Origin of the sequence: Aurantiacibacter xanthus (genome assembly GCF_003584015.1) — a bacterium.
Lineage (GTDB): Bacteria > Pseudomonadota > Alphaproteobacteria > Sphingomonadales > Sphingomonadaceae > Alteraurantiacibacter > Alteraurantiacibacter xanthus.
On sequence record NZ_QXFM01000066.1, the window covers coordinates 43,405 to 63,549 of the forward strand.

Annotated in this window: 20 protein-coding genes; 13 read left to right on the forward strand and 7 right to left on the reverse strand. The window is 66.0% G+C overall.

The window, feature by feature from the left end; all coding sequences use genetic code 11:
- Positions 1-8: 8 nt before the first annotated feature.
- The 6 genes from D2V17_RS06890 to D2V17_RS06915 form a co-directional block, all read right to left on the reverse strand.
- Complete coding sequence (locus tag D2V17_RS06890) at positions 9-236, reverse strand: F0F1 ATP synthase subunit C (RefSeq protein WP_119592349.1); 228 nt, start codon at positions 234-236, stop codon at positions 9-11.
- Positions 237-282: 46 nt separating this feature from the next.
- Complete coding sequence (locus tag D2V17_RS06895; RefSeq protein ID WP_281270550.1) at positions 283-1,074, reverse strand: F0F1 ATP synthase subunit A; 792 nt, start codon at positions 1,072-1,074, stop codon at positions 283-285.
- Between the two features lie 52 nt (positions 1,075-1,126).
- Positions 1,127-1,441 carry an AtpZ/AtpI family protein gene (locus tag D2V17_RS06900; protein ID WP_119592350.1) on the reverse strand — a complete coding sequence of 105 codons (315 nt, stop codon included), beginning with the start codon at positions 1,439-1,441 and terminating at the stop codon, positions 1,127-1,129.
- Positions 1,442-1,600: 159 nt separating this feature from the next.
- Positions 1,601-2,002, reverse strand: coding sequence for a YdbL family probable chaperone protein (locus tag D2V17_RS06905; protein WP_119592351.1), 402 nt, complete (start codon positions 2,000-2,002; stop codon positions 1,601-1,603).
- Between the two features lie 22 nt (positions 2,003-2,024).
- Complete coding sequence (locus tag D2V17_RS06910) at positions 2,025-2,192, reverse strand: YnbE family lipoprotein (protein WP_119592352.1); 168 nt, start codon at positions 2,190-2,192, stop codon at positions 2,025-2,027.
- A 92-nt stretch (positions 2,193-2,284) separates the two neighbouring features.
- On the reverse strand, positions 2,285-5,530 hold the full coding sequence (locus tag D2V17_RS06915; RefSeq protein ID WP_119592353.1) for an intermembrane phospholipid transport protein YdbH family protein: 3,246 nt from the start codon (positions 5,528-5,530) through the stop codon (positions 2,285-2,287).
- Between the two features lie 69 nt (positions 5,531-5,599).
- Here D2V17_RS06915 and radC point away from each other — a divergent pair, with 69 nt between their 5' ends.
- From radC to D2V17_RS06960, 9 genes are all read left to right on the forward strand, one after another.
- Positions 5,600-6,307: a RadC family protein gene (gene radC / locus D2V17_RS06920; RefSeq protein WP_245978583.1), complete on the forward strand. Its 708-nt coding sequence runs from the start codon at positions 5,600-5,602 to the stop codon at positions 6,305-6,307.
- 86 nt (positions 6,308-6,393) lie between these two features.
- Positions 6,394-7,707 (forward strand): adenylosuccinate lyase, encoded by a 1,314-nt coding sequence (gene purB, locus D2V17_RS06925; protein ID WP_119592355.1) that lies wholly within the window; start codon positions 6,394-6,396, stop codon positions 7,705-7,707.
- Positions 7,708-7,768: 61 nt separating this feature from the next.
- The gene (locus D2V17_RS06930) at positions 7,769-8,170 is read left to right on the forward strand and encodes a lipopolysaccharide assembly protein LapA domain-containing protein (protein WP_119592356.1); all 402 of its coding nucleotides are present in this window, start codon (positions 7,769-7,771) and stop codon (positions 8,168-8,170) included.
- Positions 8,167-8,844: an orotidine-5'-phosphate decarboxylase gene (gene pyrF, locus D2V17_RS06935; protein ID WP_119592357.1), complete on the forward strand. Its 678-nt coding sequence runs from the start codon at positions 8,167-8,169 to the stop codon at positions 8,842-8,844. The genes D2V17_RS06930 and pyrF overlap by 4 nt, the downstream gene beginning before the upstream one ends.
- A 21-nt stretch (positions 8,845-8,865) precedes the next feature.
- Positions 8,866-9,519 (forward strand): phosphoribosylanthranilate isomerase, encoded by a 654-nt coding sequence (locus D2V17_RS06940; RefSeq protein WP_119592358.1) that lies wholly within the window; start codon positions 8,866-8,868, stop codon positions 9,517-9,519.
- A 55-nt stretch (positions 9,520-9,574) separates the two neighbouring features.
- On the forward strand, positions 9,575-10,792 hold the full coding sequence (trpB, locus tag D2V17_RS06945) for a tryptophan synthase subunit beta (RefSeq protein WP_119592359.1): 1,218 nt from the start codon (positions 9,575-9,577) through the stop codon (positions 10,790-10,792).
- Positions 10,789-11,580 carry a tryptophan synthase subunit alpha gene (gene trpA / locus D2V17_RS06950; RefSeq protein ID WP_119592360.1) on the forward strand — a complete coding sequence of 264 codons (792 nt, stop codon included), beginning with the start codon at positions 10,789-10,791 and terminating at the stop codon, positions 11,578-11,580. The genes trpB and trpA overlap by 4 nt, the downstream gene beginning before the upstream one ends.
- A complete protein-coding gene (gene accD / locus D2V17_RS06955; protein WP_119592361.1) occupies positions 11,577-12,425 on the forward strand; it encodes an acetyl-CoA carboxylase, carboxyltransferase subunit beta in 849 nt (282 codons plus the stop codon). Before trpA ends, accD begins: the two co-directional genes overlap by 4 nt.
- 158 nt (positions 12,426-12,583) lie before the next feature.
- Complete coding sequence (locus D2V17_RS06960) at positions 12,584-13,927, forward strand: bifunctional folylpolyglutamate synthase/dihydrofolate synthase (RefSeq protein WP_119592362.1); 1,344 nt, start codon at positions 12,584-12,586, stop codon at positions 13,925-13,927.
- A gap of 200 nt (positions 13,928-14,127) precedes the next feature.
- On the opposite strand, the gene D2V17_RS06965 is transcribed toward D2V17_RS06960, so the two are convergent.
- Positions 14,128-15,453 carry an AmpG family muropeptide MFS transporter gene (locus D2V17_RS06965; RefSeq protein ID WP_119592363.1) on the reverse strand — a complete coding sequence of 442 codons (1,326 nt, stop codon included), beginning with the start codon at positions 15,451-15,453 and terminating at the stop codon, positions 14,128-14,130.
- Positions 15,454-15,613: 160 nt separating this feature from the next.
- Between D2V17_RS06965 and D2V17_RS06970 the strand changes: the two genes are divergently transcribed.
- From D2V17_RS06970 to D2V17_RS06985, 4 genes are all read left to right on the forward strand, one after another.
- The gene (locus D2V17_RS06970) at positions 15,614-16,390 is read left to right on the forward strand and encodes a pseudouridine synthase (RefSeq protein ID WP_119592364.1); all 777 of its coding nucleotides are present in this window, start codon (positions 15,614-15,616) and stop codon (positions 16,388-16,390) included.
- Entirely contained in the window at positions 16,387-16,953 is a 567-nt protein-coding gene (gene rsmD / locus D2V17_RS06975; RefSeq protein WP_119592365.1) for a 16S rRNA (guanine(966)-N(2))-methyltransferase RsmD, read from the forward strand. Before D2V17_RS06970 ends, rsmD begins: the two co-directional genes overlap by 4 nt.
- A gap of 14 nt (positions 16,954-16,967) precedes the next feature.
- Positions 16,968-19,256 (forward strand): ATP-dependent helicase, encoded by a 2,289-nt coding sequence (locus D2V17_RS06980; protein ID WP_119592366.1) that lies wholly within the window; start codon positions 16,968-16,970, stop codon positions 19,254-19,256.
- Between the two features lie 147 nt (positions 19,257-19,403).
- Positions 19,404-20,129, forward strand: coding sequence for a Crp/Fnr family transcriptional regulator (locus D2V17_RS06985; RefSeq protein WP_191229112.1), 726 nt, complete (start codon positions 19,404-19,406; stop codon positions 20,127-20,129).
- The last annotated feature ends 16 nt before the right edge of the window (positions 20,130-20,145 follow it).

Below are 20,145 nucleotides of genomic sequence, written 5' to 3' on the forward strand. Positions count from 1 at the left end.
CAGCCAAATCAGGCGACGAAGATCAGGATCATCGCAACGACGAACGACAGCAGGCCGAGAAGTTCGGCAGCCGCGAAGCCGATGAACAGGCGGCCCTGCTGGCCGTCAGCCGCGCCGGGGTTGCGCAGCGCGCTTTCGAGGAACGAGGCAAAGACGTTGCCCACGCCCAGTGCAGCCATACCGGCACCAATCGCCGCGAGACCGGCACCCAACAGCTTTGCAGCTTCTGCATCCATGATAAAACCCTTCCTTTAGAACTTGATAAACGAAAAACGTGCGAACTTAGTGCAGGTGCTCGGCGTCGTTGATGTAGAGCGACGTGAGCAGTGCGAAAACGTAAGCCTGGATGCCGGCGACGAGCAGTTCGAGCGCGCAGATGGCAATCATCAGGATGAAGCTGGGGCCGCCGATCAGCACGCCATAGGCGGGGCCGGCATTGGCGGCGTCGATCACGAAGCTGGAGAGCACTTCGAGCAGCACGTGCCCGCTCATCATGGCCACGAACAGGCGCAGGCCAAGGCTGAAGGGGCGGAACAGGAAGCTGATCAGCTCGATCACGAAGATCAGCGGAATCATCAGCGTGGGCGTGCCGTGCGGAACGAACAGGCTGAAGAAGTGCAGCCCGTGCTTCCAGAAGCCGACCGTCAGCACGATCGCGAAGGTCATGATCGCGAGCACACCGGTAACGGTGAAGTGGCTGGTGAAGGTGAAGGCATGGACGCCTGCCATCGCGAGCGGCAGCGGGATCAGGCCCAGCAGGTTCGCGAACAGGATGAACATGAACAGCGTGAAGACATAGGGCACATACTTGCGCCCTTCCTTGCCCATGTTCGCCTCAAGCAGGTCGTCGATGAAACCGGTCATCGTTTCGACCGCCATCTGCCAGCGACCGGGCACAACTTCGCGCTTCATCCCGCCGATCATGAAGATCCACAGGCAGATGCCGGCGATCAGCATCCACAAGGCGGAATTGGTGAAGGCGATATTGTGACCTGCAATGGCCCAGTCGGAGCCGAAGATCGGCTCGATAGCGAACTGGTGCATCGGATCGACTTTGGCGGTGTCTGCGGCCACGTCTCTCTTCTCGCCTCTAACTAGCTGCAACAAACGCCCCTAATCGTAAGCTTCAGGGGCGCTTGCTGGTTATCCGGATAATGTTTCTGAAGCCGACGACTATTCCGAGGAACAGCATCACCAACAGGCCCCAGGGCGCAGTTCCGGCCAGCTGGTCAATCGCCCAGCCCACCAGTGCACCACCGAGAATCCCGCCGAGCAAATAGGACAGCACGCGATTGCCGAGCTTCTCGCCCTCGCCTGCTCCCTGCACGACCGGCTTGTTGCGCTGTTCTTCCCGCTCGCGCGCGGCTGCAAGCCGCTTCTCGAGCGCGTCGATCCGCGCATCTTCACCGATTGATTCCCGGGCGGATTTCTTGTCGCTCATGATTTTCCCTACATGGGAAAGACACTTGCTTGCAATACTGTCCGCCGAAGGCGTGTGCCCCTTAGGCGGGGGTTACGAACGAGTCAACCGCAGCTGCGGCAGTGCAGCGTGGATGTTCGCGGCCTTGTCCCCCAATTGCGGCCAGGCTTACGGCCAAGCTTACGGGCAGCGCGGATCGCGATCCGGCGAGGAGCCCGTGCGGGCCGTCCACTGACCGGTCGAATAGGCGACATACATTTCGCCCGGCTCGGTGCGCGAGATGGCGAGACAGCCCGCGGTGAAGGCATATTCCTCCAGCGTGGCGCCCTTGGCCTGCGCCTGTTCGGCATAGACCGCGCGGCGGCGGATATTGATGTCGTCCACCATCGCGCGCAGCTGGGCATTGCCCGTGCCGACCACGCCGAGATAGCCATCCATCTTCTCGCCCACCTGCCCGGAGGAACGCGCCGCAGCATAGGCCGGGTCGCGCTGAGCCAGCGCCGGGCCTGCCACAAGGCCGAGGCCAAGCAGGGCGGCAGCGCCGCTGGCAAGCCAAATCCGGTTCTTTGCGCTCTTTGTCATCATCGTTTCCCTCGTGCCGGCATCAGAAGATGTCGGCATTTTCATCCAGCGTGTTGCCAGCGTCTTCCGCCAGCCGGTAAATTACTTCCTGGGTGATATTGATGTTGAGCTCGATCACGATCGGCTCGGTCGGGGCTTCGAGCTTGATGCATCCTGACAGCAGGATCGGCCCAAGCAGCACTGCCCCCATCACTATCGCCCGGCCCGACTTCGTACCCATGTTGCTCCCCGTTCCAGAGGGCTTATGCGCGCGAAGTGCAGGCGTGGTCAAATTGACATTCCTCATAGGGCATCCTCGCTTTCGGATGGCTGAATAGCGGGTTCATCGCCGCGCTGGCGGCTGAGTTCTTCTTCGGCCGCGCGTTCGGCCTCGGCATCGAGTTCGTCGACCGCGTCCTGATCGATCTGGTCGCGCAGCACCTCGCCGCGCTCGCCGATCAGGCCCAGCCGGCGCGGATCGCGCAGCGAAGACGGGTCGTAAAGCGAGCGGGTGCTGGCGATCAGCTTGTAAAACGGCGCACGGATATTGAGCCGCAGTTCGAGCGGCAGGCGCGCAATGGTGCGCGAGATGATGTTGTTCTGCGCACCCTCGCCCTGCCGGATGCCCTCGAACCGCACCCGCGTGACCAGTTCGCCCGCGAGCGGCCCGTCGAGCAGGATCTCGGCGCCGTTGAACCTGAGATCACGCAGCGTTTGAAAGGCCAGATTGCCGACGAAGGACAGGTCTTCGTAAGTCAACTGGCCGACATAGGCGAGATTGCCCCCCGGCTCGCGCGACGTGAGCACGCCGCCCACGAGAAAGCCGTTGCCGTCTTCGTCGAACACGATCGGGATCACGCCATCGAACTTGCCCGTGGCGGCAAGGTTGTTCAGCTCCATCCGCTCGATAAAGCGGCTCGCCTCCAGCCCCTCAATGACAACAGTGTACGTGCGACTTTCGCTTTCGCCGATGTTCATTGTCAGCGGGCGCAGCGTGAGCGTTCCGCCCAGCAGCGGCCATTGCCCGCCGCCGATTTCGAGCCGTTCGCCGTTCACCAGCTGATAGGTTACTTCGCCGTCGTAGATTTCGATGCCAGGGTTGATCGCGCCGACCCTGATGGTCTGATTCGGCGCGGTGGTCAGCGCGAGCAGGTCGGTGAAGACGATCTCGCCGCGCGCATGTTTGACCGGCCCGAAGGCGGCGGCGAGATCGAGACTTTCGGAAGCGAACCGGCCCGAGCTGGTGACGCCCCTGGCGTTCCAGTCGATCCGCCCGGTGCCGGTGACCGTGCCCGCAACATTGGCCACCACGCCGAGCGCGAGGCGCGAAAGATCCTGCGGCTGGAACTTGCTGTCGAAGGTGATGCCGTCGACCGCCAGATCGGCATGACCGGCCCCGCTCGACAGATCGTGCGCGATGGCGACGCGCGTCACGGCCACCTTGCTGTCGGGTTCGCGCAGCAGCGCGCGGGCGCGAATCACCCCGTCTCTGAGCGACAGCTCGGCGCTCTGGGCTGTCAGCGGCTCGAACCGGTCGGGCGCGGCGCGGTCCTCGATGCGGAAGGCAACATCGGAGAGATCCAGCACGCCATCGGTGTAGCGCCATGTGCCCGCGCCCTGCGAGATGTCGAGCGGAACGGCGGGCAGATGCGGCGAAGCCTCGGCAAAGGTGCCGCCGATATAGTCCTGCTCCAGCCGCGCATCGAGCTGGCCGAGCGCGAGCCGCACCACGTCCTCGCCCTCGCCCAGTTCGACCAGCGCGGCGCTGGTGCTGAGCGTGCCGGGCCAGCTCACGCTGAGCGCTCCGGTCGCGAGATGCAGCGGCGCACCGCCCATCCGGGCGCGGAAATCGAGCGGCGCGGTGCGGGCAGCGAAGCTCACCCCTTGCGCGCCATAGCGCAGGAGCGGCTGCTGGCCTTGCGGACACAGCTCGATCCGCTCGCGCCCGAAGGCGAGGTCGCCCAGCGCCAGCGCCTCGACCGAGAAGGTCTGACAGCCGCGCCACAGGGCAAGATTCCCGCCCGCGCTGTAGGTTCCGTCAAGCGGCACCTCGGCTCCGCGCACCGATCCGCCGGGCACCGCGCCAGACGCAAAGGCGCGCCCGGCAAAGCTGATCGTACCATCGCGCGCCTGCGTCATCCGCAGTGCGGGGATCGCGAGGCTGGCATCGCCCGCCGCATAGTCCGCCATCGACAGCCGCAGCGAGAGCGGCTCGCCCGGCTCCTGTTCCATCCGCCCGCTGATTCGCGGCAGCCCCGCCCCGCCGGTGAGGAAGTTGCCGTCGAAGCGCGGCAGGCCCTCGCCCTCCAGCGCGAACTGCGCGCGCGACAGGCCAAGCACGATATCGTCCGAGCGCCCGCGCAGTTCGGCCTGCGGGACTACCAGCGCCAGCCGTTCGGCATTCTGGCGGAAGGTAAAGTCGGCCAGCAGACGCGCGCCGCGCAGTTCCGACGCCAGCGCGCCATTGATCCGCTCGATCAGCGGGGCGAACAGCGTGCCCTCGGCGCTGCGCGCTGCCTCGGCGAGCAATTTGCCGGGCCGCGCGCCGGGTTGCAGGCCGGTGCCCTCGACGGTGCCCTCGCCCTCCAGCCGCGCAAAGTTGTCGCGGGCGCGCACGAAGCCATCGGCTTCGAACCGGGCGAAGCGGCCTTCGCTGGTAACGAGGTCGCGCGCGGCAAGGCGATAGTCGGCGGTAAACAGGCTTTCGCGCCAGGAAAATGAACTGGTGCCGTTCAGCGCGGCGACGGTGGCGGCAGGTGCCTGCCCCGCCCCGGTGGCGATGGCAGCGCGCCCCGAGACGACGGCAAGATCGCTGGCGGCGAGCACATCGAGTTCCACACCGCCCTTGGCGAGGTTCACGGTTTCGCCGCAAGCAAGCCTATCGAATCGCAGCGGCCCGGCGAAGTGCGGCTTGCCGCTGTCGACGTTCACTGTTCCGAACAGGCTCGCGCCCTGCGCCGAACAATCGGCCATCACAAGGTTCGGCGCGACCAGCGCCAGTTCGCCGGTGAAGCCGCCAGCCAGGTTCCCCGCGCCCTGCAACTTCGCGCCGATCCGGCCAAAGTCGCTCTCGATCAGCGCCCGGCCATCGTCCACGCTCAAGGCCAGATCGGGCAGCGCGAAGGGCTCGTCACTGCCGGTGTAGATGAGTTTGTCGAGCGATCCGAGGCTGAGTCGCCCATCAGCGATTCGCCCGAACACGCGGGGACGCACCAGTCGCACCTCCTGCAAGCCGGGCAGACCGAGGCGCGGCTGGGTGATGATCTCCACCCGCTCTATCGTAACGTCGGGCCGCGCGGGGTCGCCGATCACGATATCGGTCAGCACCTGCCGGTAAGCCGATATTTTCTCGACCTTGTACTGGGCCTCGATCCCGCGGCTTTCCAGCTCGTCGGCGATAATATCGTAGGCGATGTCCTCGCGCGTTATCCATGCCCAGGCCGCGCCGCCCACACCCAGCAGCACGACCGCGCGGATCGCGTTACCAAGGGTGAGCCACTTGCGGCCCGGTCGCGCCGGAGCATTGGTGATATCGGCATCCTGCGCCATCGCGGGCACACTTGCGCGAGGATGCGCGCAAAGGCAATGGAAGGGTGCAGGCAAATCAGGGGGAAGCCTTTGCCCGACCGGCCCGACAGCCAGAGCCAACGCGCCGCCCACGCCGGATCGGGCCACCGTGCCCGCCTGCGCGCGCGGCTGCTGAATGGCGGGCCGGAGGCGCTGGCCGACTATGAGGTGCTCGAATACCTGCTGTTCGGCGCCCTCGCGCGCGGCGATACCAAGCCGCAGGCCAAGGCCCTGCTCGACAAGTTCGGCTCGCTCGCGGGCGTGATGAATGCCGATCCCGCCGCCCTGTGCGAAGTCAAAGGCGTGAGCGAGGCGAGCGCAGCCATGATCCGCATCGCCAGCGTCGCAGCGCGGCGGATGGCGCGCTCCGAAGTCTCGCAGAAGCCGGTGCTGGGAAGCTGGCAGGCGCTGATCGACTACCTCGCCATCGATATGGCGCACCTCAATGTGGAGCGCGTGCGCGTGCTCTATCTCGATACCCGCAACCGGCTGATCCTCGACCAGCACGTCCACGACGGCACGATCAACGAGGCCTCTATTCACCCGCGCGAGGTGGTCGGCACCGCGATCACGCGCGGGGCGGCGGCGGTGATTCTCGTGCACAACCACCCCTCGGGCAATCCCGAGCCGAGCAAGGCCGATATCGACATCACCCGCCGCATCGCCGAGGCCGGGCGGCTGGTGAACGTGCTGGTCCACGACCACGTGATCGTGGGCCGCGAAGGCTATGTTTCGCTGCGCGCGAAGGGACTGCTTTAGACAATCAGTATCGCTGGCCTCTTGTCATTGCGCGCCCTACGCCCTAGCCGCGCCGACAGAATTTCCCGCCATACTGGAGCACACCCATGGTCCCCCGTTACGCCCGCCCCGCCATGACCGCGATCTGGGAGCCCGAGATGCGCTATCGCATCTGGTTCGAGATCGAGGCCCACGCCGCGGTCAAGATGGGGGAGCTGGGCGTGGTGCCGGAAAGTGCCGGCAAGGCGCTGTGGGACTGGTGGGCCACGAACCCCAAGATCGACGTTGCCGCCATCGACGCCAAGGAAGCCGTCCTCAAGCACGATGTGATCGCCTTCCTCGACTGGGTGGCCGAACAGGTCGGCCCCGAGGCGCGCTTCATGCATCAGGGCATGACCAGCTCCGACGTTCTCGACTCCACGCTCAACGTCCAGCTCGCGCGGGCCAGCGACATCCTGCTGGCCGACCTCGACGAACTGCTCGCCGCCATCGAGCGCCGGGCGCAGGAGCACAAGTATACCCCCACCATCGGCCGCAGCCACGGCATCCACGCCGAGCCGGTGACCTTCGGCCTCAAGCTCGCCGAAGCCTATGCCGAGTTTTCGCGCGCCAAGGCTCGCCTGATCGCGGCTCGCGCCGAGATCGCCACCTGCGCCATTTCGGGCGCGGTCGGCACCTTCGCCAATGTCGATCCGAGCGTCGAGGTCTATGTCGCCGAGCAGATGGGGCTGGAGATCGAGCCGGTCTCGACCCAGGTCATCCCGCGCGATCGCCACGCAATGTACTTCTCCACGCTTGCCGTGATCGCCAGCTCGATCGAGCGCATCGCGGTCGAAGTGCGGCACCTCCAGCGCACCGAGGTGCTTGAGGCCGAGGAGTATTTCTCACCCGGCCAGAAGGGCTCGTCGGCCATGCCGCACAAGCGAAATCCGGTGCTGACCGAGAACCTTACCGGACAGGCACGCATGATCCGCAGCTATGCCCTGCCCGCGATGGAGAACGTCGCGCTGTGGCACGAGCGCGATATCTCGCACTCGTCGGTCGAGCGCTTCATCGGCCCCGACGCCACCATCACGCTGGACTTCGCGCTCGCGCGCCTCACCGGGGTGATCGACAAGCTGCTGGTCTACCCCGAACGGATGCAGAAGAACCTCGACCGGATGGGCGGCCTCGTCCACTCGCAGCGGGTGCTGCTGGCGCTGACGCAGGCTGGCCTCAGCCGCGACGAAAGCTATCGCCTCGTGCAGCGCAACGCGATGAAGGTGTGGGAATCGGACGGTCAGCTCTCGCTGCTCGAACTGCTGAAGGCCGATCCCGAGGTCAGCGCGGCGCTGAGCGAGGAACAGCTCGAAGAGAAGTTCGACCTTGCCTACCACTTCAAGCATGTCGACACGATTTTCGACCGTGTTTTCGGCGGCTGATCGGCGCTCTTCCCAAGGGGCGGCGGTTTGGCTAGCCTTGCGGGCCGATTGAGGAGGTACGATGCAGATATTGCGCACATTCGCCTGGGCCTTGCTGCTCGTCGCCCTGGTGGCCTTCTCGGTCGCCAACTGGACCGATGTGACCGTCCGCATCTGGCCCGGCATTCTGGTCGATACCAAGGTGCCGGCCATCGTCATTATCTCGTTCCTCATAGGCTTCGTGCCGATGTGGCTCTATCTGCGCGCGTCGAAATGGCAGGCCCGCCGCCGCATCCAGAGCCTCGAGAACGCCGCACGCGTGGCGCAGGCCACCCCGATGCAGGCCGAACCCGCTGCCGCCAGCGCCGTTGACGCGACACCGATCGCCCCGGCCGAAGAGATCGCACCCGCAGCGCCCCCGATCGGGGCCGACCCGCTGTCGCCGCTGCCCACCACTCCCTCCACCAAACCGGAAAACCCGTGAGCAATCCGATCTACCTTGCACTCGACGTGCCGCAGCTCGATGCGGCGAAAGACCTCCTCGGCAAAGTCCGCGGCCATATCGGTGGGGTGAAGCTGGGCATGGAGTTCTTCTACGCCCATGGCCACCACGGAGTGATGGAGATGGTGCAGGCCAGCGGACTGCCGATCTTCCTCGACCTCAAGCTGCACGACATTCCCAACACCGTCGCCGGAGCGATGCAGTCGATCCACGTGCTCGAGCCCGCCATTGTCACCGTCCACGCTTCGGGCGGGCGGGCGATGATGGAGGACGCCAAGGCCGCTGCCGGCGAGAACTGCAAGGTGGTGGCGGTAACGATGCTCACCAGCCTTGATGAGCGCGACCTTGCGCGCACCGGCGTTGCGGGCACCCCGCACGATCATGTGATGCGCTTGGCCGAACTGGCCGAATCGGCCGGACTGGATGGGATTGTTTGCTCGGGGCAGGAAGTGGGCGCGGTCCACAAGCAGTGGAAGCACGGCTTCTTCGTGGTCCCCGGCCTGCGCCCCGCAGGCAGCGCCACGGGCGACCAGAAGCGTACGGTCACCCCGCGCAAGGCCCGCGACGACGGAGCAAGCGTGCTGGTGATCGGACGTCCGATCAGCAAGGCCGCCGACCCGCTGGCCGCCGCGCGCGAGATTGAAGCGACGCTGTAACGCGCCTAAGCAGGGCCGGATATGGCACCTCCTCTGATCAAGATCTGCGGACTCTCCACGCCCGAGGCCATCGACGCCGCCGTGGCGGCGGGGGCTACGCACGTGGGCTTGGTGCATTTCAAGCCGAGCCCGCGCCATGTCTCCATCGGCCGCGCCGCCGATCTGCGCGAACGGGTGCCCGCGCACGTCAAGACGGTGCTGCTGACCGTGAACATGGAGCCCGCGCAGACCTCGGATATCGTTCAGGTGGTCCGCCCCGATGTGCTGCAACTGCACGGGCAGGAAACGCCCGAGTGGGTCCAGCTTATGCGCGAGCATTCCGACCTCGAAATCTGGAAAGCTATCGGCGTGAAGGATCAGGCCAGCCTCGAACAGGCGCAGCGCTACAGGCCTTTTGCCCACCGCCTGCTCTACGATGCGCCCGCTGGCGCGCTGCCCGGCGGCAACGGGCTCGCGCTCGACTGGCGGCTGCTGGCGCAGTTCCGCCACGAGGCCGAATGGGGCCTTGCGGGCGGGCTCGATGCGGGCAATGTCGCCGAGGCAATCCGCCAGACCCGCGCGCCGCTCGTCGACGCCTCCTCGGGCGTGGAAAGCGCGCGCGGTGTGAAAGACACCGACAAAATCGCCGCCTTCTGCGAGGCCGCCCGCGCGGCCATGGCAGCCTTGCCCGGCTGACCCTCGCGCCGAGCACCATCTTGCCAAGGGGCGGAGGCTCTGCCAACGCGCTGGCATGAGCGAACATACCCCCAACAGCTACATGAACCAGCCCGACGAGCGCGGGCACTTCGGCCAGTTCGGCGGACGCTACGTGGCCGAAACGCTGATGCCGCTGATTCTCGACCTCGAGCAGGAATATCGCAAGGCCAAGGCGGACCCCGAGTTCAAGGCGCAGTTCGACGACTTGCTGGAGCACTATGTCGGCCGCCCGAGCCCGCTCTACTTCGCGCCGCGCCTGACCGAGGAACTGGGCGGCGCGCAGGTCTGGTTCAAGCGCGACGAGCTGAACCACACCGGCGCGCACAAGATCAACAACTGCATCGGCCAGATCCTGCTCGCCATGCGCATGGGCAAGACGCGCATCATCGCCGAGACCGGCGCGGGCCAGCACGGGGTTGCCACGGCCACGGTCTGCGCGCGGTTCGGCCTGCCCTGCACCGTGTTCATGGGCGCGACCGACGTTGCCCGCCAGCAGCCCAATGTGTTCCGCATGAAGCTGCTCGGCGCGCAGGTCGTGCCGGTTACCTCGGGGCGCGGCACGCTCAAGGATGCGATGAACGAGGCCCTACGCGACTGGGTCGCGAACGTGCACGACACCTTCTACATCATCGGCACGGCGGCAGGCCCACACCCCTATCCCGAGCTAGTGCGCGATTTTCAGTCCGTAATCGGCCGCGAGGCGCGCACGCAGATGCTCGCCCGCACCGGCCGCCTGCCCGATCTGCTGGTGGCGGCGATCGGCGGCGGCTCGAACGCGATTGGCCTGTTCCATCCGTTCCTCGACGATCCCGATGTGAAGATGCTCGGCGTGGAAGCGGCGGGCCACGGGCTCGACGGCGACGAACATGCGGCCTCGCTGGCGGGCGGCTTCCCCGGCATTCTCCACGGCAACAAGACCTATCTGCTGCAGGACGAGGACGGCCAGATCACCGAGGGCCACTCGATTTCGGCGGGTCTCGACTATCCGGGCATCGGGCCGGAGCACGCCTGGCTCAAGGAATCGGGCCGCGTCGACTACACCTATGCCACCGACAAGGAAGCGCTGGACGCGTTCCAGCTGCTTTGCCGCACCGAGGGCATCATCCCCGCGCTGGAACCCAGCCATGCCATCGCCGCCATCGTGAAGGTCGCGCCGACCATGCCCAGGGACGCGATCATCTGCGCCAACCTGTGCGGACGCGGCGACAAGGACATCTTTACCGTGGCCGAAGCGCTGGGAGTAGAGATGTGAGCACGCGCTTCCAAACCACCTTCGCCAAGGGCCCCGCGCTCGTCTGCTTCATCACCGCGGGCGACGGCGACACCGCCGCCAATCTCGACGCGCTGGTCGAAGGCGGCGCGGACGTGATCGAGCTGGGCATGCCCTTCACCGATCCGATGGCCGACGGCCCCGCCATTCAGGCCGCAAACATCCGCGCCCTCAACGCGGGCACCAGAACAGCAGACGTGCTGAAGCTCGCCGCCGATTTCCGCGCGCGTCACCCTGAGGTGCCGCTGGTGCTGATGGGCTATGCCAACCCGATGGTCCGCCGCGGGCCGGAATGGTTCGCGCAAGAAGCCGCCAAGGCCGGTGTCGATGGCGTGATCAGCGTCGATCTTGCGCCGGAGGAGGATCAGGATCTCGGCCCCGCGCTGCGCGACAAGGGCATCAGCCTGATCCGTCTCGCCACGCCCACCACCGACGACAAGCGTATTCCCGCCGTACTCGAAGGCTCCTCCGGGTTCCTTTACTACGTCTCGGTTGCCGGGATCACCGGCAAGCAGCAGGCTGCCATGGCCTCGATCGAGGACAACGTGCAGCGCATCAAGACGCACACCGACCTGCCCGTCGCGGTCGGCTTCGGCGTGCGCACGCCCGAGCAGGCCGCCGAAATCGCCAAGGTGGCTGATGGGGTGGTGGTCGGCTCGGCCTTCATCGATCTGGTGGAAAAGCACGGGGCCGAGGCTCCCCGGCACCTCAAGGCGCTGGTCGAGGGGCTTGCCAAGGCGGTCCATTCCGCGCGAAAGGCAACAGCATGAGCTGGCTGACCAAAGTTCGCAATCGCCTTCCCTTCGTGAGCAAGCGCGATACGCCCGACAACCTGTGGATCAAATGTCCACGCTGTCAGGACATGCTGTTCGCCAAAGACTACGAGGCCAACCTTTCGGTCTGTCCGAAGTGTGAGTATCACGGGCGCATCGGGGCCGATGCGCGACTGGCGCAGCTGCTCGATCCGGGTTTCACGCTGCTGGCCGATCCGGTGGTGGCGGAAGACCCGCTCAAGTTCCGCGACACCAAGCGTTATACCGACCGCATCAAGCAGGCGCGCGCAAAGAGCCCGCACCCGGATGCCTTCTCCGCCGCCACCGGCACGATCGACGGGCGCAAGGCCGTGGTCGGCGTGCAGGACTTCTCGTTCATGGGCGGCTCGATGGGCATGGCGGTGGGCGATGCCTTCTGCAACGCCGCTGAGGCCGCGCTTAAGGCTAGGTGCGCCTATATCGCCGTTACAGCAGCAGGCGGCGCGCGCATGCAGGAGGGCATTCTCAGCCTGATGCAGATGCCGCGCGCCACGGTGATGACGCGCCGGCTGAAAGAGGCGGGCCTGCCCTATATCGTGGTGCTGACCGATCCGACCACCGGCGGCGTCACCGCCAGCTATGCAATGCTGGGCGACGTCCACATTGCCGAGCCCGATGCGCTGATTGGCTTTGCCGGGCAGCGGGTGATTCAGGAGACGATTCGCGAGCAACTGCCCGAAGGCTTCCAGCGCGCCGAATATCTGCACAAGCACGGCATGGTCGACATGGTGGTCAATCGGCACGATCTGAAAGAAACGCTGGCGACGCTGCTCGACTATCTCGCGCCGAGGAAAGCGGCGTGATGCGCATTTCTCCCCTCCCCGCCGGGGAGGGGATCAAGGGGTGGGGGCGAGCCGCGCAGCGGGTCGCAGGGGCCGCAAGCCCCTCCCTGCTGCGACTGGGCACCGCTGCGCGGCGCCAAGTCTCGCGATCCCTCCCCTGAAGGTGAGGGAGAGAATTTGTGAAAGACTTCGCCGCCAGTTCGGACGCCTTCGTTCAGGCGCAGCTCGATCGGCTTGCCGCGCTCAGCCTGCCGCAGGGGCGCATCGGGCTCGACGTCGTGAAAGAGCTGCTCGCGCGGCTCGGCAATCCGCAGCTTGACCTGCCGCCGGTGTTCCACGTCGCGGGCACCAACGGCAAAGGCTCGACCTGCGCTTACCTGCGCGCGATTCTCGAAGCGCAGGGGCTGGTCGTCCACACCGCCACCAAGCCTCACCTTGTGCGCTACAACGAGCGTATCCGCATCGCGGGAAAGTTGATCGAGGACCGGCTGCTGGGCGAACTGCTGGCCGAAGTGCTCGACATCTCCGAAGACCTCGGCCCGAGCTTCTTCGAGGTGACGACGGTGGCCACCTTCCTCGCCTTCCACCGCATTCCGGCCGACGCCTGCGTGATCGAGGTCGGGCTCGGCGGCAGGCTCGATGCGACCAACGTCATGGACAAGCCAGCGGTCTGCGCGGTGAACACATTGGGCGTCGATCACGAGGCCTTCCTGCTCAACGACGAGCCCGGCGCGCCCGATCCGAAGGCCAACCCGATGGTGCGTATCGCCTTCGAGAAGGCAGGCATCGCGCGCGAGGGCGTGCCGCTGGTGACGCAGAACTATGCCCCCGATGTCGCCGCGCAGGTGAGCCTGAGCGCCGAGCAAGCGGGCGCTCCACACGCCATGCGCGGACGCGACTGGTTCGCCGACATTTCCGATACGGGCATCGCTTATCGCGACTATCTGGGCGAACTCGCCCTGCCCCTGCCGACCATGCCCGGCGCGCATCAGGCCGACAACGCGGCGCTCGCCGTGGCGATGATTCGCCACCAGAGCGCCGTGGCAGTGAGCGAGGAGGCGCTCGCCGAGGGTATTCGCAGCGCCTATTGGCCCGCGCGGTTGCAGAAGCTGGGCGCGGGGCCGGTTACAGCCACGCACCCCGAACGGCTGTTTCTGCTAGATGGCGGGCACAATCCCGATGCGGCGGAGGCCTTGGCGAAATTTTTGTCAGAGAAGGTCGAGCAGCCCGTCGATGCGGTGGTGGCGATGATGGCGGTGAAGGACGCGCGGCGCTTTATCCAGATCGTCGCGCCGCATCTGGCGAGCCTCACCGCCGTGCCGATCCCCGGCAGCGACCACGCCCCGCTCGATACGCTGGCCGAGCTGGCGCGCGAGGCGGGTGTGGCGAAGGTCAGCACTGCCGAGAGTTTTATGGGGGCGCTGGAGGCGTTGCCGGGCGGCAAAGCGGGCACGGTGCTGATCTTCGGTTCGCTGTACCTCGCGGGCAAGGTGCTGGCCGAGAACGGCGACTTGCCGGATTAGGCTGCTGACCCGCGGTCCGCACCCCATCCGCTCAGCCTGAGCTTGTCGAAGGCCACCCGTCGAGGTTCGCCTCATAGTTAGGCAAACCTCGTGATGCCCCTTCGACAAGCTAAGGGTGAGCGGGAGTAGGTACGTATCTCCGTTCGTCCTGAGGAGCGCGAAGACGAAGTCCGAGCCCGTCTCGAAGGACCAAACGGCCCTCAGTCCTCCGGCGCCCTCTCCGTCCCCGCCGTACCCATAGCGGCATCGACCAGCCCCGTGCGCATCATCCACCAGAACAGCACGATCCCCGGAAGCGCGGCAATGGTCGTCATGATGTAGAAGTTCACGTAGCCCATCGATTCAATCAGCGTGCCCGCCGTGGTGCCGGTGAGGAACCGCCCCACGATGCTCGCCGCCGCCGAGATCAGCGCATATTGCGAGGCGGTGAAGCGCAGGTCGCACAGCGCCGAGAAGTAGGCCACCACCACCACGCCGCCATAACCGCTGGCAAAGTTCTCGAACCCGATTGCCGCGGCCATGCCGATGTTCGAATGGCCCGCCGCCGCCAGCGCGGCAAAGCTGAGGTTGGAAATGGCCATCAGCACCAGCGATATCAGCACCGACTTCTTGAGCCCGAGCCGGGCATAGATCACCCCGCCCACGAACACACCGATAATCAGCGCCCAGAAGCCGACGCCCACGTCGTAGATCGCGATCTCGTCGTTGGTGTAGCCGAGGTCGTCGAACAGCAGGCGCAGCGTGAGGTTCGCCAGCGTGTCGCCGATCTTGTGGACGAGGATGAACAACAGCACCACGAAAGCGCCGCTGCGCTGGAAAAACTCGGTGAAGGGGACGACGATGCTCTTCCACTTCTCGGCAATGCCGGTGCGCACGATCTCGACCTTGTGCCGCGCCGGTTCGCCGAGGATCAGCGCGGTCAGCATCGCGGGAAAGGCGAACAGCGCGCAGGCCATGTAGGCGATCTGCCAGCCTGAACGCGCCGCCACCACCAGCGCCACCGCCGCCGCCAGCCCGGCGCCGATGCGCCAGCCGTACTGGCTCATGCCCGAGCCCACGCCAAGCTGATAGGGCCTCAAAGTCTCGATCCGGTAAGCATCGATCACGATATCGAAGGTGGCGCCCGCCGCGCCGACAAGCACGGCGCTGGTGGCCATCCAGACGATATCCTGCGCCGGATCGGCCAGCGCGAGGTTTATCACCGCCGCGATCACCAGCACGCCCGTCACCAGCATCCACGAGACGCGGTGGCCCAGCCTGCCGAGCAGCGGCAGCTTCACCGCGTCGACGATCCAGGCCCACATCCACTTGAAGTTGTAGACCAGGAACGCGAGCGAGAAGGCTGTAATCGTGCTCTTTTCAATGCCGTCCTGCGCGAGCCGCGTGGTCAGCGTGGCGGCGATCATCGCATAGGGAAAGCCCGAGGAGACGCCGAGGAAGAAGGCCGCCAGCGATTCCTTTTCCAGATAGGGGCGCAGCGATCCCAACAGGCTGCGCTCGCTCGCTGCGGCTTTGTCTGGTTGCATCGTCTCAGGTCTCCTTGGTGCTGCACCATTGGGGCGACACAGCATGTACGCCGCCTGATCGCACGGTTCAGGCGCGCTCGGCAATTGGCGAATGCGCGCGAAGTGGGGATTGCACCGCCTGCCCTTCCCCTGTTGCCCGCACGCGGCTAAGGCGCGCACGATGAGCGACAACGAAAAATCGGGCGACCGCCCCTCAGGCGAACGCATCGCCAAGCTCCTCGCACGCGCGGGCGTTGCCAGTCGGCGCGAGGCCGAGCGGATGATCGAGGCAGGCCGCGTCAAGCGCAATGGCGATCTCGTCACCACGCCCGCCACCATCATCGAGAACCTGCGCGGAGTGACCGTCGACGACCAGCCCGTCGCCAAGCCCGAGCGCACCCGGCTGTTCGCCTTCCACAAGCCGCAGGGCCTGATCACCGCCGAGCGCGATCCTGCCGGTCGCCCCACGATCTACAACGCCCTGCGCAATGCCCTGCCCAAGGGCGCGCCGCGGCTGATGCCGGTGGGGCGGCTCGACTTCAACACCGAGGGCCTGCTGCTGCTCACCAACGACGGCGAGTTCAAGCGTCAGCTCGAACTGCCCGCCACCGGCGTGCCGCGCACCTATCGCGCGCGGGCCTTTGGCGAGGTGTCGCAGGAGCAGCTTGAGGCGCTGAGCGAAGGGGTCGAGATCGACGGGATGCGGTTCGGCTCGATCGAGGCCGATCTTGAACGGCGCACGGGCCGCAACCAGTGGATCATCCTCACGCTGACCGAGGGCAAGAACCGCGAAGTGCGCCGGGTGCTCGAATATCTGGGGCTCGAAGTGAGCCGCCTGATCCGCACCGCCTATGGCCCGTTCCACATCGGCGACCTGCCGCGCGGCGGGGCGCAGGAGGTGCCGCGCGAGCATGTCGAGCGGTTCCGCTCCTCGCTCAGGCAGCAGGGCCGCGCATGAGGATTATCGCCGGAGATTGGCGACGCCGCCCGCTGGTCGCGCCCAAGGGTGAGGCGACAAGGCCCACGTCCGACCGCACCCGCGAAACGCTGTTCGCCATGCTGACCAGCCGTCTGGGCACTTTCGAAGGGCTGCGGGTGGCTGACCTCTTCGCAGGCTCGGGCGCATTGGGGCTGGAGGCGCTCAGCCGGGGCGCGGCGCAGTGTCTGTTCGTCGAGGAAGACGCGCAGGCGATCCGCGCCCTGCGCCAGAACATCGCCGCCCTGCGCGCCGCGCCGCAATGCGACGTGCGCGCGGCCAGCGTGTTCTCACTCGGCCCGGTGAAAGAGCCGCTTGACCTGATCCTGCTCGACCCGCCCTATCACAGCGGCGCGGGCGCGGTGGCGCTTGACCGGCTTACACGGCTCGGCTGGATCGGGCCTGCCACATGGGTCGCGCTCGAAGTGGCGGCGAAGGAAGAGGTCAAGCTCAAGGCGCTCGAGATCGAGAGCGAGCGCAAGGTGGGCGCGGCGCGGCTGGTCTTGCTGCGGCAACCCATTGCGCAAGAGAGCGACGTTCCCTAAACGTTCGCTCGACTATGACCTTGCCTGCCCCCACCCAAGCACCTGAATGGCTTGCCCGCCTGAACGAACCGCAGCGCGAGGCCGTGCTCACTACCGAGGGGCCGGTGCTGATGCTGGCGGGCGCGGGCACCGGCAAGACCGCTGCACTCACCCACCGGCTCGCCCACCTGATCCGCGAACGGCTGGCGTGGCCGAGTGAGATCCTATGCGTGACCTTCACCAACAAGGCCGCGCGCGAGATGCGCCACCGGGTTGGCGATCTGATCGGCGATGCGGTCGAGGGGATGCCCTGGCTTGGCACCTTCCACTCGATCTGCGCCAAGATGCTGCGCCGCCATGCCGAGCTGGTCGGGCTGCAAAGCAACTATACTATCATCGACACCGACGATCAGCTCCGCCTTTTGAAGACGATGATCCGCGAGGCCAATCTTGACGAAAAGCGCTGGCCGCCGCGTCAGCTGGCGGGTCTGATCGACAGCTGGAAGAACCGCGGCCTGCTGCCGGGCGATCTCACCGCCGTCGACAACGAGGCCTATGCCAACGGCAAGGGCCAGCAAATGTATGCTGCCTATCAGGAGCGGCTGAAGGCGCTCAACGCCTGCGATTTCGGCGACCTGCTGCTGCACATGCTGACCATCCTCAAGACCGACCGCGAGGTGCTGCAGCAATATCAGCGCCGGTTCAAATATGTGATGGTGGACGAGTATCAGGACACCAACGCCGTGCAGTACCTGTGGCTGCGGCTGCTGGCGCAGGAGCGGAAAAACATCTGCGTGGTGGGCGATGACGACCAGTCGATCTACTCCTGGCGCGGGGCGGAAGTGGCCAACATCCTGCGGTTCGAAAAAGACTTCCCCGGTGCCAAAGTGGTTCGTCTGGAGCAGAACTATCGCTCGACCCCGCAGATCCTCGCTGCCGCTTCGGGGCTGATCGCGGGCAATTCGCAGCGTCTCGGCAAGACCCTGTGGACCGAGCTTCCCGCCGGACAGAAGCTGCGCGTGCTCGGCGTGTGGGACGCGCCCGAGGAAGCGCGCCGCGTGGGCGAGGAGATCGAACGGCTCGAACGCGAGGGCGCGCCGCTCGAACAGGTGGCGATTCTGGTGCGCGCGCAGTACCAGACCCGCGAGTTCGAAGACCGCTTCATCCAGATCGGGCTCAACTACCGCATCATCGGCGGCTTCCGCTTTTACGAGCGCGCCGAAATCCGCGATGCGCTCGCCTATCTGCGCGTGATCGCCCAGCCCGCCGACGACCTTGCCTTCGAACGCATCTACAACCAGCCCAAGCGCGGGCTCGGGGCCAAGGCGCTCGAAAACATGTACCGCCATGCCCGTGCGCAAGGCCTGCCGCTGGCCGCCGCCGCGCTGGAGCTGGCCGACAGCGACGAACTGCCCGCCCGCGCCCGCAACACCATCGCCGCGCTGATGGGCGACTTCCTGCGCTGGCGTGAGGCGAGCGACAGCCTCAGCCCCGCCGAGCTGATGCGCCTCGTGCTTGAGGAATCGGGCTACGACGCAATGCTCAAGGCCGACCGCTCCGCCGAAAGCGCAGGGCGCGCCGACAACCTCGTCGAACTGGCGCGCGCGATGGAGGACTACGAAACCCTCGGCGACTTCCTCGAACACGTCAGCCTGGTGATGGACAACGACGCCGCCTCCGACGAGGAGAAGGTCACGATCATGACCATGCACGCGGCCAAGGGTCTGGAGTTCGACAACGTGTTCCTGCCCGGCTGGGAGGAAGGCGTGTTTCCCTCGCAGCGCTCGCTTGACGAGGGCGGGCTCGCCAGCCTCGAGGAGGAGCGCCGCCTCGCCTATGTCGCGATCACCCGCGCGCGGCGGCGCTGCACGATCCTTCATGCCGCCAACCGGCGCATCTATGGCCAGTGGACCAGCTCGATCCCCAGCCGCTTCATTGAGGAGCTGCCCGAGGAGCATGTCGAGGCCGAAACCACGCTGAGCGGCGGGAAAAGCCTGTGGCAGGCGAACTGGAGCGAGCAGGAAGACCCCTTCGCCCATGTCGCCAGCACCCGGCCCGAGCGCAGCGGCACGCGCGGCCCCGGCTGGCAGCGAGCGCTCGCCACCGGCTATGAGACCAAGCCTGCCCGCGTGAAGGAAAATACCCGTTCGGCCGCCAGCTTCGCCGCCAAACCGCGCAGCGACATCGCCATCGGCGCACGCGTTTTTCACGAGAAATTCGGCTATGGTGAAGTCGTCGCGCAGGAAGGCAACAAGCTGGAAATATCCTTTGAAAAGAGCGGCATCAAGAAGGTGATCGACAGCTTCGTTACCGCGGCGGACTGATCCGGCACCTTTTCTCCGGGCACAAAATGGCGCATTGTCGATTGTGATGCTGGAGCCGGACAACCGGCACAGTAACAAGAAGCCGTTGGGGTACGGACCATGAGGACTCTTCTCGACACACAGGTGCCAGCGCCCGCCGGTGGCGCAATGCCTGACATAAGCAAATTTCTGGCCACGATCCGCCAGCGCTTCTCGCTCAGCGAGCACGAAGGCGATCTGATCGCATCCCACCTGCAGGAAGTGGTCGAGCTGAAAGCGGGCGACTATCTCGTGCGCGAGGGCCAGAAGGTGGGCTATTCCTCGCTGATCCTTGAGGGCTTTGCCGCCCGGTTCAAGGAAACCGCCGCCGGCGAACGCCAGATCATGGAAGTGCAGATACCGGGCGATTTCGTCGATCTGCACAGCTATCCGCTCGAAGTGCTCGACCATTCGATCGCGGCGCTCACGCCGTGCAAGATCGCCCGCCTGCCCCACCGGGCGCTGACCCAGCTGATCGAAGACCACCCGCGCTTCGCCCGTATCCTGTGGTTTGCGACCATGGTCGACGCCTCGATGCATCGCGAATGGCTGCTCAACATCGGCACCCGCAACGGCATGGCCCGGATCGCGCACCTGATGTGCGAGGTTTACAGCCGCTCGGAAGTGGTCGGCCTTACCGACGAGGGAACCTTCCGCTTTCCCTTGAGCCAGACGCAGATCGGCGAATGCCTGGGCTATACCCAGATGCACGTGAACCGCATGCTCAAGAAGCTGCGCCAGAGCGGGCTTGTCGCAGGCAGCGGTCAGGTGATCGAGATTCTCGACTGGGACGGGCTGAAGGAACTCGGCGAGTTCGATCCCGCCTACCTCTATCTGGCCGGGCGCGAAGGCTAGGCGCGCAGGCGATGCC

What these genes read in the sequence shown, in the direction of transcription:
- D2V17_RS06890 (WP_119592349.1), bottom strand. Translation starts at nt 236, where the DNA reads ATGGATGCAGAAGCTGCAAAGCTGTTGGGTGCCGGTCTCGCGGCGATT.
- D2V17_RS06900 (WP_119592350.1), bottom strand. Translation starts at nt 1,441, where the DNA reads ATGAGCGACAAGAAATCCGCCCGGGAATCAATCGGTGAAGATGCGCGG.
- trpB (WP_119592359.1), top strand. Translation starts at nt 9,575, where the DNA reads ATGAGCGAACATACCCCCAACAGCTACATGAACCAGCCCGACGAGCGC.
- accD (WP_119592361.1), top strand. Translation starts at nt 11,577, where the DNA reads ATGAGCTGGCTGACCAAAGTTCGCAATCGCCTTCCCTTCGTGAGCAAG.
- D2V17_RS06940 (WP_119592358.1), top strand. Translation starts at nt 8,866, where the DNA reads ATGGCACCTCCTCTGATCAAGATCTGCGGACTCTCCACGCCCGAGGCC.
- D2V17_RS06915 (WP_119592353.1), bottom strand. Translation starts at nt 5,530, where the DNA reads ATGGCGCAGGATGCCGATATCACCAATGCTCCGGCGCGACCGGGCCGC.
- rsmD (WP_119592365.1), top strand. Translation starts at nt 16,387, where the DNA reads ATGAGGATTATCGCCGGAGATTGGCGACGCCGCCCGCTGGTCGCGCCC.
- D2V17_RS06970 (WP_119592364.1), top strand. Translation starts at nt 15,614, where the DNA reads ATGAGCGACAACGAAAAATCGGGCGACCGCCCCTCAGGCGAACGCATC.
- D2V17_RS06965 (WP_119592363.1), bottom strand. Translation starts at nt 15,453, where the DNA reads ATGCAACCAGACAAAGCCGCAGCGAGCGAGCGCAGCCTGTTGGGATCG.
- D2V17_RS06905 (WP_119592351.1), bottom strand. Translation starts at nt 2,002, where the DNA reads ATGACAAAGAGCGCAAAGAACCGGATTTGGCTTGCCAGCGGCGCTGCC.
- D2V17_RS06985 (WP_191229112.1), top strand. Translation starts at nt 19,404, where the DNA reads ATGCCTGACATAAGCAAATTTCTGGCCACGATCCGCCAGCGCTTCTCG.
- D2V17_RS06930 (WP_119592356.1), top strand. Translation starts at nt 7,769, where the DNA reads ATGCAGATATTGCGCACATTCGCCTGGGCCTTGCTGCTCGTCGCCCTG.
- D2V17_RS06910 (WP_119592352.1), bottom strand. Translation starts at nt 2,192, where the DNA reads ATGGGGGCAGTGCTGCTTGGGCCGATCCTGCTGTCAGGATGCATCAAG.
- purB (WP_119592355.1), top strand. Translation starts at nt 6,394, where the DNA reads ATGGTCCCCCGTTACGCCCGCCCCGCCATGACCGCGATCTGGGAGCCC.
- D2V17_RS06980 (WP_119592366.1), top strand. Translation starts at nt 16,968, where the DNA reads ATGACCTTGCCTGCCCCCACCCAAGCACCTGAATGGCTTGCCCGCCTG.